This is a genomic window from Polaromonas sp. (assembly GCF_030682935.1).
Taxonomy (GTDB): domain Bacteria; phylum Pseudomonadota; class Gammaproteobacteria; order Burkholderiales; family Burkholderiaceae_C; genus Polaromonas.
Window position 1 is genome coordinate 23,430 of the sequence record NZ_JAUXNA010000070.1, and the last position, 12,198, is coordinate 35,627.

The 12,198-nt window shown below is 59.6% G+C and carries 12 protein-coding genes and 1 tRNA gene; 8 read left to right on the top strand and 5 right to left on the bottom strand.

What is annotated here, in order from left to right:
* Positions 1-122: 122 nt before the first annotated feature.
* From Q8K05_RS02790 to galU, 4 genes are all read left to right on the top strand, one after another.
* A complete protein-coding gene (locus Q8K05_RS02790; protein ID WP_305245018.1) occupies positions 123-1,856 on the top strand; it encodes an FAD-dependent oxidoreductase in 1,734 nt (577 codons plus the stop codon).
* Positions 1,857-1,874: 18 nt separating this feature from the next.
* On the top strand, positions 1,875-2,060 hold the full coding sequence (locus Q8K05_RS02795) for a DUF2783 domain-containing protein (RefSeq protein ID WP_305245019.1): 186 nt from the start codon (positions 1,875-1,877) through the stop codon (positions 2,058-2,060).
* A gap of 88 nt (positions 2,061-2,148) precedes the next feature.
* Positions 2,149-5,046, top strand: coding sequence for a valine--tRNA ligase (locus tag Q8K05_RS02800; RefSeq protein ID WP_305245020.1), 2,898 nt, complete (start codon positions 2,149-2,151; stop codon positions 5,044-5,046).
* A 280-nt stretch (positions 5,047-5,326) separates the two neighbouring features.
* Positions 5,327-6,214, top strand: a complete 888-nt coding sequence (gene galU / locus Q8K05_RS02805) for a UTP--glucose-1-phosphate uridylyltransferase GalU (protein ID WP_305245021.1) — start codon at positions 5,327-5,329, stop codon at positions 6,212-6,214.
* Between the two features lie 59 nt (positions 6,215-6,273).
* On the opposite strand, the gene Q8K05_RS02810 is transcribed toward galU, so the two are convergent.
* The 3 genes from Q8K05_RS02810 to cysM form a co-directional block, all read right to left on the bottom strand.
* Positions 6,274-6,501, bottom strand: coding sequence for a sulfurtransferase TusA family protein (locus Q8K05_RS02810; RefSeq protein WP_305245022.1), 228 nt, complete (start codon positions 6,499-6,501; stop codon positions 6,274-6,276).
* Between the two features lie 74 nt (positions 6,502-6,575).
* Positions 6,576-7,121: an NUDIX hydrolase gene (locus Q8K05_RS02815; protein WP_305245023.1), complete on the bottom strand. Its 546-nt coding sequence runs from the start codon at positions 7,119-7,121 to the stop codon at positions 6,576-6,578.
* 101 nt (positions 7,122-7,222) lie between these two features.
* A complete protein-coding gene (cysM, locus tag Q8K05_RS02820; protein WP_305245024.1) occupies positions 7,223-8,125 on the bottom strand; it encodes a cysteine synthase CysM in 903 nt (300 codons plus the stop codon).
* Positions 8,126-8,165: 40 nt separating this feature from the next.
* On the opposite strand from cysM, the gene Q8K05_RS02825 reads away from it, so the two are divergent.
* Together Q8K05_RS02825 and Q8K05_RS02830 are read left to right on the top strand one after the other, a co-directional pair.
* Positions 8,166-8,250, top strand: a tRNA-Leu gene (locus Q8K05_RS02825).
* Between the two features lie 163 nt (positions 8,251-8,413).
* Complete coding sequence (locus Q8K05_RS02830) at positions 8,414-9,379, top strand: tyrosine-type recombinase/integrase (RefSeq protein WP_305245025.1); 966 nt, start codon at positions 8,414-8,416, stop codon at positions 9,377-9,379.
* A 50-nt stretch (positions 9,380-9,429) separates the two neighbouring features.
* Here Q8K05_RS02830 and Q8K05_RS02835 read toward each other — a convergent pair whose 3' ends face one another.
* Together Q8K05_RS02835 and Q8K05_RS02840 are read right to left on the bottom strand one after the other, a co-directional pair.
* Positions 9,430-9,552, bottom strand: a complete 123-nt coding sequence (locus tag Q8K05_RS02835) for a hypothetical protein (RefSeq protein ID WP_305245026.1) — start codon at positions 9,550-9,552, stop codon at positions 9,430-9,432.
* The gene (locus tag Q8K05_RS02840; protein WP_305245027.1) at positions 9,549-9,719 is read right to left on the bottom strand and encodes a hypothetical protein; all 171 of its coding nucleotides are present in this window, start codon (positions 9,717-9,719) and stop codon (positions 9,549-9,551) included. The genes Q8K05_RS02835 and Q8K05_RS02840 overlap by 4 nt, the downstream gene beginning before the upstream one ends.
* A 35-nt stretch (positions 9,720-9,754) precedes the next feature.
* Here Q8K05_RS02840 and Q8K05_RS02845 point away from each other — a divergent pair, with 35 nt between their 5' ends.
* Positions 9,755-10,600, top strand: a complete 846-nt coding sequence (locus tag Q8K05_RS02845; RefSeq protein ID WP_305245028.1) for a DNA/RNA non-specific endonuclease — start codon at positions 9,755-9,757, stop codon at positions 10,598-10,600.
* A 669-nt stretch (positions 10,601-11,269) separates the two neighbouring features.
* On the top strand, positions 11,270-12,198 hold a 929-nt coding region (locus tag Q8K05_RS02850; RefSeq protein ID WP_305245029.1), incomplete at its 3' end, for a ParA family protein.

Sequence of the window (12,198 nt, forward strand, 5' to 3'; positions counted from 1 at the left end):
GTGGAGGTGCCTGGCATCACCGGTACATTGATTTATAAGCTATTTTTTTGATAGCTTCCGGCGCCCGCCCACAAAGCGCCAAAGGCCAATTTCATTCATAAAAAGGCAGGAGACAGCGACCCATGACGGACACCCCTACCCCACCGGCCGCCTATGCCGCAGCCAATTTCACCAACGGCTACGAATTCACGCAAGGCTCGGGCTATGCGCTGCCCGAGTACCCGTTTGCAGCCCCGCCCGAGCTCACCACGGGCCAGGTGCAGCGCCATCCGGTGGTCATTGTGGGTGGCGGCATCACGGGCCTGACGCTGGCCTGCGCGCTGGCACGGCTGGGCGTCAAAGCCGTGCTGCTGGACGAGGACAACACCGTGGGCGTCAAGGGCGCGGCATCGCGGGGCATTTGCTACACGCAAAAATCGCTGGAGATCTTCAACAAGCTCGGCATTTACGAGCGCATTGAAAAAAAGGGGGTCCAGTGGAGCGTGGGCCGCACCTTTGCGGGCAAGGAAGAGGTGTATTCGTTCGACCTGCGCCAGCAAGACAACTTCAACCTCTCGACCCAGCCGCCGTTCATCAACCTCCAGCAGTTCTATATTGAAGGCTACCTGGTCGAGCGGATTTATGAATTGGGCCAAGCGGCGCTGCGCTGGAAGTCGCGCGTCACCGCCTTCGAGCAGAACGCCGACTTCGCCACGCTCACGGTGGAAACGCCCGGAGGCCGCTACCAGCTCCAGGCGGATCACGTCATCGACGCCAGCGGCTCACACACCCCTTTTCACCAGTGGGTCGGCGCCACGATGCAGATAAAAAACGGCGATGACCGCTGGTGCATTGCCGATGTGCGTTTTTCCACGCACCCGCCGGTCGAACGCCACACCTGGATCGAAGCGCCGTTCAACGAGAACCGTGCGGTCTGGCAGCACCTGATGGCCGACGACGTCTGGCGCATCGACTACCAGATGGCGCCGGACGCCGACCCCGACTACATGAGCCGCGAAGACGTGGTGCGCGAGCGCCTGCAGCGCCAGTTTGGCCAGGATGTGGCGATCGAGATCGTCTGGGTCGGGCCCTATGCCTACCGCAGCCGCTGTCTGGACCAGTTGCGCGTCGGCCGCGTCTTCTTCATGGGCGACTCCGCCAAGGTCGTCTGTCCCTTTGGTGCGCGCGGCGGCAACACCGGCGTGGCGGATGCCGACAACCTGGCCTGGAAACTGGCGGCCGTGCTGCGCGGCCGCGCCAGCCCCACGCTGCTGGACAGCTACAACGCGGAACGCCTGGAAGCCGCGCAGCAAAACGTGGCGGTGACCAACCGCACCGCGCGCTTTCTGCGTCCGGCCGACGGCATGGAGCGAACCTTTCGCAACGCCGCCATCAGCCTGGCGCGGCAATACCCGTTTGCCCGGGCGCTGGTCAACACCGGCCGCATGGCCGTGGCCAACAGCTACACCCGTTCGCCCATTTGCGAGGGTACGGGGGGCCAGTCGGTGCAAAACGCGGCTTTCCGCTGGGCCGACGGTTCGCAAGGCGCGGTCAACGACCTGCTGCAGTGGGCCGCAGGCGATCTGCTGGTGCTGGTGTTCGGCGAACTGTCGGCCGCCGCAGTGCAGCGCCTGAAGCAGTTGGCGCTGCATGCGCCGGTCCGCAGCGTGCAGGTGCTGGGCCCGGATGACCGGGCGCAGGCGCGCGAGCATGTGCGCGACATCAATGCCCGTGGCGTCGGCCATCTGCAGGGCGCCTGCCACGTGTTTGGCCACGCCTGGGCCCTGGTGCGGCCCGACTGCTACCTGGCCGCCACCGGCGAGGCCGTGGACAGCGACCTGATCGCCGCCGTGGAAAAGACCCTTGGCCTGCACTGACACCTGGAAAAGTACCCCATGAAAAACACACCCAACTTCCAGGACGCCGATGCGTTTTACGAGCGCCTGCTGGATGCCCACGGCGGCCTGAGCCGCGACGAATCCGAACTGCTCAATGCCCGGCTTATTTTGATTTTGGCCAACCAGCTGGGCGACAGCGCGTTGCTCGACGACTGCATTGCCGCGGCACGCCAGAGCGGCTGAGCCGGCGCGGGCAGCGCAGTCGAATAAAATCGGGGCAGTTCCATCCAACCCAAGGCGGCATCCCTGCGATGCCGTTTTTCATTGCCCCATGACTGACGCTGCCACCCCTACCCCCGCCGCCCCTGCCCCCGAAACCGCCAAAGTGTTCCCCCCGACGCCGGGGCTGGACAGCCTGGCCAAATCGTTTGAGCCTGCGGCGATTGAAAGCCACTGGGGTCCGCTGTGGGAGCAAAGCGGCCAGTACGAGCCGACGCTGGACGCGGCCAAACCGTCGTTTGCCATCCAGCTGCCGCCGCCCAACGTCACCGGCACGCTGCACATGGGCCATGCATTCAACCAGACCATCATGGACTCGCTGGCGCGCTACCACCGCATGCGCGGGGACAACACGCTGTGGGTGCCCGGCACCGACCATGCCGGCATTGCCACGCAAATCGTGGTCGAGCGCAAGCTGCAGGGCGAGGGCAAAACCCGCCACGACCTGGGCCGCAAAAACTTTGTGAGCAAGGTCTGGGAATGGAAAGAAGAGTCCGGTTCCACCATCACGCGCCAGATGCGCCGCATGGGCGACTCGGTGTCGTGGAAGCACGAGTACTTCACCATGGACCCGAAGATGTCCAAGGTCGTCACTTCCACCTTTGTGCAGCTTTATGAACAAGGCCTGATCTACCGGGGCAAGCGCCTGGTCAACTGGGACCCGATCCTGAAGTCCGCCGTGAGCGACCTGGAAGTCGAAAGCGAGGAAGAAGACGGCAACATGTGGCACATCCGCTATCCGCTGGCTGATGGCAGCGGCTCGATCACCGTGGCCACCACCCGCCCCGAAACCATGCTGGGCGACGTGGCGGTAATGGTGCATCCCGAGGACGAGCGCTACCAGCACCTGATTGGCAAGGAAGTCGTGCTGCCACTGTGCGGCCGCAACATCCCGGTGATTGCCGACGACTACGTGGACAAGGAATTCGGCACCGGCGTGGTCAAGGTCACACCCGCGCATGACGTGAACGACTATGCCGTCGGCCAGCGCCACCAGTTGCCCATCATCGGCGTGCTAACCCTGGACGCCGCGATCAACGACAACGCGCCTGAAAAATACCGCGGCCTGGACCGCTTCGTCGCCCGCAAACAGGTGGTGGCTGACCTGGAAGCCCAGGGCTTTCTGGTCGAAGTCAAAAAGCACAAGCTCATGGTGCCGCGCTGCACCCGCACCGGCCAGGTGATCGAGCCGATGCTGACCGACCAGTGGTTTGTTGCTGTGAACAAGGTCAGCGACAAGGACCCCACAGGAAAATCCATCGCGCAGAAAGCGATTGATGCGGTGGACAGCGGCGCGGTCAAGTTCGTGCCCGAGCAGTGGGTCAATACCTACAACCAATGGATGGGCAACATCCAGGACTGGTGCATTTCGCGCCAGCTCTGGTGGGGCCACCAGATTCCGGCCTGGTACGACGAAGACGGCAAGGTCTATGTCGCCACTGACGAAGCCGCCGCGCAGGCGCAAGCCCCCGGCAAAACCCTGCGCCGCGATGAAGACGTGTTAGATACCTGGTATTCGTCGGCGCTGGTGCCCTTCTCTTCGCTGGGCTGGCCCGAAAAGACTAGGGAGCTCGATCTCTTTTTGCCCTCCAGCGTGCTGGTCACGGGCTACGACATCATCTTTTTCTGGGTCGCCCGGATGATCATGATGACGACGCATTTCACCGGCCAGGTGCCGTTCAAGCATGTGTACATCCACGGCCTCGTGAAAGATTCGCAAGGCAAGAAAATGAGCAAGTCCGAGGGCAATGTGCTGGACCCGGTGGACTTGATTGACGGGATTGAACTGGCACCGCTGCTGGACAAGCGCTCGCAAGGGCTGCGCAAGCCCGAGACGGCGCCACAGGTGCGCAAGAACACCGAAAAAGAATTCCCGGCAGGCATTCCCGGCTATGGCGCCGATGCGCTGCGCTTTACCTTTGCGTCCCTCGCCAGCCTGGGCCGCAGCATCAACTTCGACAGCAAGCGCTGCGAGGGCTACCGCAACTTCTGCAACAAGCTGTGGAACGCCACGCGCTTCACCTTGATGAACTGCGAAGGCCAGGATTGCGGCTTGAACGAGCACACCAAGGACCAATGCGCGCCCGGTGGCGAGCTGGAAAACTATCTTGATTTTTCCCAGGCCGACCGCTGGATTTCATCGACCCTGCAGCGCGTGGAGCTTGACGTCGCCAAGGGCTTTGCCGACTACCGCCTGGACAACGTCGCCGGCAGCATTTACCAGTTCATCTGGGACGAGTTCTGCGACTGGTATCTGGAAATTGCCAAGGTGCAGATCCAGACCGGCACCGATGCCCAGAAGCGCGCCACGCGCCGCACGCTGATCCGCACGCTGGAAGCCATCCTGCGGCTGGCGCATCCGGTGATTCCCTTCATCACCGAAGAGCTCTGGCAAAAAGTGGCGCCCGTGGCAGGCCGCGCCGGTCCGTTCATTGGCATGGCTGCCTACCCGCAAAGCCAGCCCGAAAAGATCGACCTGCACGCCGAAGCGCATGTGGCCAAGCTCAAGACCTTGGTCGATGCCTGCCGCAACCTGCGCGGTGAAATGAAGGTGTCCCCGGCCACCCGGCTGCCGCTGTTTGTGCTCGGCGACTCCGCCTTCATGACCGGCGTCGCGCCCGTGCTCAAGTCATTGGCCAAGCTCAGTGAAGTCAAGGTATTTGAAGATGAAGCCGAATGGGCTGCAGCGGCGCAGGCCGCGCCCGTGGCGGTGGTCGGCGAGGCCCGCATCTGTCTGCACATGGAAGTGGATGTCGAGGCTGAAAAAGCGCGCCTCGGAAAAGAAGCCCTGCGGCTTGAAGGCGAGCTGGTCAAGGTCCATGCCAAACTTGCCAACGAGGCCTTTGTGGCCAAAGTCCCGCCGGCCGTGCTGGAACAGGAACGCAAGCGCCTGACCGAGTTCACGGCCACCCTGGAAAAAATCAGGGACCAGCTGGCGCGCCTGAAATAGCAGCGCCGCGCGTGGGCCTTGCCGATCCATGCGCGCCGGACGGCGCGCGCATGGTTTCGTGCCTGCATTCAAGCCAGGCCCCGGCTTCCAGCATCAAAGCATCAAGAAGTAAGATGTCCGTCCGCTCCGTCCTTATCTTGTAGTTTTCGTGCAGACCTTTTGATTGCGCGGTCGTTATGGATTTATTGCGGGTTTATTGCAAGCCAAATCGGGCCATCGCCCGACCCACGCACGGCCTAAACAGTGCAAAACTTGATTCTTATTACCTGATCCAAACCCCATGCAAAAATTCAAACTGAGCACCGCTGTTTTTCCCGTCGCCGGACTCGGTACCCGTTTTTTGCCCGCCACCAAAGCCCAGCCCAAGGAAATGCTGCCCATCGTGGACAAGCCGCTGATCCAGTACGCGGTGGAAGAGGCCTATTCGGCGGGCATACGCCACATGATTTTTGTCACAGGGCGCAACAAGCGGGCCATCGAAGATCACTTCGATACCGCTTACGAAATGGAAAACGAGCTGGAGATGGCTCAAAAGCATGATCTGCTGGCCCTGGTGCGCTCCGTTCAGCCCGACGACATGAACTTCACGTTTGTTCGCCAACCCCGCTCACTGGGCCTGGGCCACGCCGTGCTGTGTGCCGAACACTTGGTGGGCGACGAGCCCTTTGCGGTCCTGCTGGCCGATGACCTGATGGTGGGCCCGGCCGGCGGCGCCTCGGTCCTGACCCAAATGGCCGCGCAGTTTGCGCAGCTGCAGCAGTCCGTGCTGGCCGTGCAGGAAGTGCCGCTGGAGCAGACGCGCCGCTACGGTATCGTGGTCGGCGACACCGTCAGCCCGGGGCTGATCAAGGTAGAGAAAATTGTGGAAAAGCCGGCCCCGGAAGTGGCACCGTCGCGCATGGGCGTGGCCGGGCGCTACATTTTCACACCTGCCATTTTTGAGCATATCCGCCGTCAGGCCTCTGGCGTAGGCGGCGAGATTCAACTCACCGACGGCATTTCAAGCCTGCTCAGCGAGCAATCCGTGTTTGCCCTGCAGTATGAAGGCAAGCGCTACGACTGCGGCAGCAAGGAAGGCTTTCTGGAAGCCACCGTGGAACTGGCGCTGCAGCACCCCGAAGTAGGCGAGCACTTCCGCCACTACCTGCGCGGGCTCAAGCTCGACTGAGGCACGCGCCTGCGGTATCACGGGGCGGTCAGCCCCCAAGACCCAAACGACTTAACGACTTAACGCCGCTTCAGGATGTGAATGAAGTCGCTGCCGGTCACTTGCTGTTCCACCAACTCGTTGCCGGTCTGCTTGGCAAACGCCTGAAAGTCGCGGCTTGAGCCGGAGTCAGTAGACACCACGCGAAGCAACTGACCGCTGAGCATTTCAGCCAGCGCTTTCTTGGCCTTCAAAATGGGCAAGGGGCAGTTCAGGCCGCGGGTGTCGAGTTCTTTGTCGATGTTCATGAAAATCCTTAAGTTGCCGTTATTTTAGGCAATAACCAAGCGCGGCCCAATCAGCCAGACATCAGCTAGACATTTCAGTCAGGCATTGGTTCCATGTCTTTGCCCCACGCTACAAACGTCGGCTCATAGCCGCGCGCGCGCAGCCAGTCAGCCAGCGCGTAGCCCGTGCCCGCAGGCCAGCACTTGAGTTTGTCGAAATCAAACAACCGGTATTCCAGCAGCTCAGGCGACAGCCTCACGTTGCCAGTGCAGACCGCGTGGTAGGCCATGATCACCTGGTTCATGCGCTGAAAATCATAGACACCGATCAACTTCAGCGCCGTAGTGTCCAGATTGGTTTCCTCCTTGATCTCGCGCGCAATCCCGCCCTCGGGTGTTTCACCAGCCTCCATAAAGCCGGTGATGAGCGCAAACACCTTGCCCGAACACGCGGCATTGCGCGCCAGCAAAATCTGTCCCTGGTACTCGACCACAGCCGCCAGCACGGGCGCGGGATTGTTCCAGTGGGTGAAGTTGCAAGCCGGGCAACGCAGGCGCGTCATCTGGCCGCTGTCCTCCATTTGCGACAGCATGGCCAGCGGCGTGGCGCAACGCGGGCAAAACCTGAAATCGTCGCTCATGAGGGGAAGCTGAAGCGCAATGGTTCGCTATATTTTGTATAGCTACCAACGCCCGAACTTCTTTGACAAAACACGTATTTCACTGCCAAACACGCAGACCATCAGGCCGGAAAGACGCCAGTGGACAGGTAGCGGTCGCCCCGGTCGCAGACGATGAACACAATCACCGCATCGGTCACCGTTTTGGCAATTTCCTGCGCCACCCAGCAGGCCCCGGCGGCCGAAATTCCGGCAAAAATACCTTCTTCACGTGCCATACGCCGGCACATGTCTTCAGCATCGCTCTGGCTGACCAGCACCAGTTCGTCCACATGGCGGGGGTCATAAATCTTGGGCAAATATTCCTGCGGCCATTTGCGTATGCCCGGAATACGCGAGCCCTCACTGGGTTGTGCACCGATGATCTTGATGGCCGGATTTTTCTCTTTGAGGTAGCGCGACACGCCGGTGATCGTGCCCGTGGTCCCCATGGCGCTGACAAAATGCGTCACCTTGCCAGCGGTGTCCGTCCATATTTCAGGCCCGGTGGTCTCGTAATGAACGCGCGGATTGTCCAGATTGGCAAACTGGTCAAGTACCCGGCCTTTGCCTTCCTTTTGCATCTGATCCGCCAGGTCGCGCGAATATTCAATGCCGCCACTTTTGGGCGTCAGGATCAGTTCGGCCCCGAAAGCCTTCATGGTCTGGGCGCGCTCAATGCTCAGGTCCTCCGGCATGATCAGCACCATGCGGTAGCCCTTGATGGCGGCCGCCATGGCCAGCGCAATGCCGGTATTGCCCGACGTGGCTTCAATCAGCGTATCACCCGGCTTGATATCGCCGCGCTCCTCGGCACGCTTGATCATGGCCAGTGCGGGTCGGTCTTTCACGGACCCGGCCGGGTTGTTGCCTTCAAGTTTGCCCAGAATGACGTTGCCGCGTGCGGCATTTTCGGTGGCAGCGATGCGTTGCAAGGCGACCAGCGGCGTTTTGCCGATCGCATCTTCAATGGTTGGGTAATTCATAGCCCACACTGTGCCATAATTTGGGGCTTCGCTTCTTTATGCCCGGGTGGTGAAATTGGTAGACGCAGGGGACTCAAAATCCCCCGCCGAAAGGCGTGCCGGTTCGATTCCGGCCCCGGGCACCACATAAATCTTGATTTGCTTCACTTTATTTCCTTTTCATAAGGAAATATGAAGCAAATCAACGACTTCCAAGAGATACTGTTTTCCATGTTTTCCCTATAGAGCGGAAAACTTCGGAAAAACATTCTCCCAAAATCAACGCACGCACTCTCCCACGGCTACCCCATGGCTTCCATACTCCCGCACGCCAAAGGCTGGCGCGTCCAGCTCACGGTAAAAGGCCAGCGCGACTCCCAAGTGTTCGCATTCAAGCGGGATGCGCAGCAATGGGCGGCCCAGCGGGAGATAGAAATGCGCCGTGGGAGCGCCGTGGGAGGGAAAACATTCTCCCAGGCCGCTGATCGCTACCTGGCCGAAGTGTCCAGCAAGAAGGATGGCGCCAAGTGGGAGGGCTTTCGGCTTGCGGCCATGAAGGTGCATTTTGGCGACAAGACACTGGCGCAGATCGGGCAACCCGAGATTGCGGCTTGGCGCGACTTTCGGCTGAAGGGCGACAAAGACCACAGGCCGGTGGCCGGCTCGACCGTACAGCGCGAGAAAAACCTGCTGCGCAACGTATTCACCGTCGCCCGGGATGAGTGGCACTGGATGGATCACAACCCATTCCAAGGCGTATCCATGCCCGACGAGAATGACCCGCGAACGGCGCTATGGGATTGGAAGCGCATCAGGCGCGTGCTGCGCTTTCTGGGATATGTGCCAGGGCAGAAGCCGGAAACGGCTTATCAGCAAGTGGCGCTTGCCTTCCTGATTGGCCTGCACACCAGCTTGCGGGCATCCGAAATCCTGCGCGTCAACGCCAAAACCTTCAACCCGGCCACCCGGGTGATCACGGTCAAGACCAAAACCATGAAGATTGCCAAGGTACCGATCACGCGCCGGGCGGTCAAGCTCTGCAAGCTGGCCGACTTCACGATTGATGCCCCCAATCTGGACGCGCTGTTTCGCAAAGCGCGAGACAGCACGCTGGCTGGAGACTTCACGTTCCACGATGGCCGGGCATTTGCACTGACAATGCTGGCGCGCAAGGTGGACATCCTCACGCTCTCGCGCATCAGTCAGCACAAGGACCTGTCCATGCTCCAGCGCTATTACCGTGAAACGCCGGAACAGGTCGCCGGCCGACTTTAAGTCATGTTTTCGATTCACCCCCCGACTTGAACAGAATCGCAAACTACCCATCACAGCCGCCGGATGATGGCAATGCAGTGCTCGACCGTCGCCGCCTTGACCAGCCGGCCTTGCTCCTTCAGGCGCAGCCGGTAGGCGCTCAAGGCTTCGATGATCTTGAGCTTGTCGATCACTGTGCAGCTTCCGCCTCACCAGTCCGTGACGTGACGGCCGTGCGCAGCTTCTGCGCCAGGGTGACCTTACCAGCCGCATCCTCCTGCGCCTTGAGCGCCTTATTCAGCGCCGCCATGTTCGCCACGCGCGCCTCGTCGATCACGGTAACATCCCATGCATGATTCACGCCCTACTCTGCCTAGCCCTGCCACCCTCTCCTGAATGACAAGAACTCTCTCGCGCAAGCCTGCACGCACCAAAACCACTACCGTGCTTGCCCGCCGCCTAGGCCTTGCATTCGTTGCCGCTGTAATTGTCGGGCTCCAAGCCACAAGCTGCAGCATCCAACCGTTCGAGGCCAGCCCAAGCGCACCTACCCTTCCCACTGGCCAGCAAGCGCAGTCGGAACGATTCAAGGCATGTCCTCAGTTCTTTGCCGGCAGCATTGCCCCGGCCACACCACCGTCACCCAAGCAGCGTGAACTGTGCTACGAGGCGTTCGCCATCTTGCACAGCGGCGAGACACGCACGCCGGTGTTTGTTGCCGAAAGGCTCAACCGCCAGGCTGTGCAGGACGCCGATGAAAAGCGTGCAGACAAGTTTTTCGCTGATGCACGCCTGCCCCGTGCCGAGCGCTCAGAACTGAGCGACTACAAGGGCTCGGGCTACGCACGGGGTCACATGGCGCCAGCAGGCGACATGCCCACGCCGGCGGCCATGGCGCAAAGCTTCAGCTTGGCCAACATGGTCCCGCAGTCGCAAAAGCAAAACAGCGGCCCGTGGGCCAAGATCGAGAAGGACACCCGGCATTACGCATTGCGGGCCAAGGGCGACGTGTTTGTCATCACCGGGCCGGTGTTCGACCAGAGCAGTACCACGATTGGCGCAAACAAGGTGCGCGTGCCCAGCCACCTGTTCAAGCTGGTCTATGACGCCAGCACAAACAGGGCCTGGGCGCACTGGCAGGCGAATGCGGACGGCACGAAGGCAGGGCCGCCCATCAGCTACCGCGAACTGGTGCAGCGGACCGGTCTAAGCTTGCTGCCCGGCATTCTCCAAGATGATTAAAAATAAAACAAAGGGAGGAGACGATGAAGAGATGGATCACCGGCCTGGGCCTAGCGCTGGCCGGCTCAACGGGATATGCGCAGGTTCCACCAATCCTGCTGGAGGCGTGCAACGCCATGGAGCCGGCCAACAAGCGCATGGAATGCCTTCGAGCGGCCAATCAGTCCAGTGGTGTGGCCAATGGCAGTTCCTCTTCTGACTCAGTGCCACAGTCCGCCTACTCCGCGCCGACCAGCACCGCTGCACGCGCCAGACCGTCAACCGGATCTGGAGGCGCTACCTGCCACGTCGGACCTCGCGGCGGCACGTACACCATCACAGCCAGCGGGCGGAAGAACTATGCAGGGTGCTGAGCCGGTGCAGTGGCCATCAATTCAAGAGCACCGGGTGAAGACGCGGGATGATCTGCGGGTTTGCCGGTATTTGCGGAAAATCGCACTGGAGCCGTAAGCTCAACTGGCCCACGCCCTCCTCTGCCTGGCCCTGCTGGCGCCTTTTGTGGCAGAGGGGTTTCCTGCATCGTCAAAGATGCCGAAGAAAGCATGTTGCCGATGCGGCATCGAAAAATTTGAGTGTCGAATCAAGCTTGAACGACAAAGTGTCGATCAAGGTGTATGATAGACACTCTGTCGATCAAGGTGGTTGGCAGTTCTTTAAGGAATTGCAACTATGAGCGCAGTAGAAACAGTTATAGACCGATCGGGAGACGTTCTAAATGGCCAGGAAGTGCCATCTAGAACTCAGAAATTTAACACCTACGCAATGAGTAATTTTCGAGGGGGCATAGGGAAAAGCACGTTATCTTTTAACCTGGCCTACGAAATTTCGGCTACTGAGTCAACTCTGATTTTGGATTTGTGCCCCCAGAGGAATATGACGCAGAGTTTGTTGGGAGAGGATTTAAATGAATACGTTACGACAATATATGACGCGCTTCTTGCGGAAGTAACTGGAACTGGTGAAGTTGATTTTGATGACCTGGTGGTTAGCGTTAGCAATGGCAACGACTCCTTCAAGAGACCAAGAAAGAAATGTTATTCAATTCCTGGATCACAAGAGCTTTTTTTGTTTCCATCCTTGTTATATAGCCAATTAGCACAGTTTTCTCAGCTTGCCGGGACTCGCGGAAGAGCGCCAAGCGCTAAGGTTCTAACGTCAATAAAAACGATTATCCTAAATACTGTTGAAAAGACAAAGGCTACGAAGGTACTCATGGACACCAGTCCATTCTTTGGGGGTGCTACGCACTTGGGTTGGTGTGCAGCCGACGCCTTAATTATTCCAGTTCGCGTAGATCAACACTCTATCGATGCGTTGAAGTTGACGTTGGAGATGCTCTCCGATAAAACCAGTGAATTTCATAAATTCAATGATCGAGCTGGTATTGCTAGTGTCCCAAAAGTTCATGCTGTAGCCATGACCCACTGCGGATGGAGTCGGCAAACAAAAAATAAGCCAGACAACTCCACCCGATATTTTTTGCAACGCGCATTAGAAATTGCGAAGCAGCATGAGCACTTGTTTTCAGAGCCAAAGGCAGAGGATTGTTTTTATTTGATGGATGATTTTTTGTCCAGCGGACGTATCAGCGGGAAGCA

Excerpts from the sequence above, each read along its gene's own strand:
- Q8K05_RS02795 (WP_305245019.1), top strand. The coding sequence starts at position 1,875 with ATGAAAAACACACCCAACTTCCAGGACGCCGATGCGTTTTACGAGCGC.
- Q8K05_RS02800 (WP_305245020.1), top strand. The coding sequence starts at position 2,149 with ATGACTGACGCTGCCACCCCTACCCCCGCCGCCCCTGCCCCCGAAACC.
- galU (WP_305245021.1), top strand. The coding sequence starts at position 5,327 with ATGCAAAAATTCAAACTGAGCACCGCTGTTTTTCCCGTCGCCGGACTC.
- Q8K05_RS02830 (WP_305245025.1), top strand. The coding sequence starts at position 8,414 with ATGGCTTCCATACTCCCGCACGCCAAAGGCTGGCGCGTCCAGCTCACG.
- Q8K05_RS02845 (WP_305245028.1), top strand. The coding sequence starts at position 9,755 with ATGACAAGAACTCTCTCGCGCAAGCCTGCACGCACCAAAACCACTACC.
- cysM (WP_305245024.1), bottom strand. The coding sequence starts at position 8,125 with ATGAATTACCCAACCATTGAAGATGCGATCGGCAAAACGCCGCTGGTC.
- Q8K05_RS02810 (WP_305245022.1), bottom strand. The coding sequence starts at position 6,501 with ATGAACATCGACAAAGAACTCGACACCCGCGGCCTGAACTGCCCCTTG.
- Q8K05_RS02790 (WP_305245018.1), top strand. The coding sequence starts at position 123 with ATGACGGACACCCCTACCCCACCGGCCGCCTATGCCGCAGCCAATTTC.
- Q8K05_RS02815 (WP_305245023.1), bottom strand. The coding sequence starts at position 7,121 with ATGAGCGACGATTTCAGGTTTTGCCCGCGTTGCGCCACGCCGCTGGCC.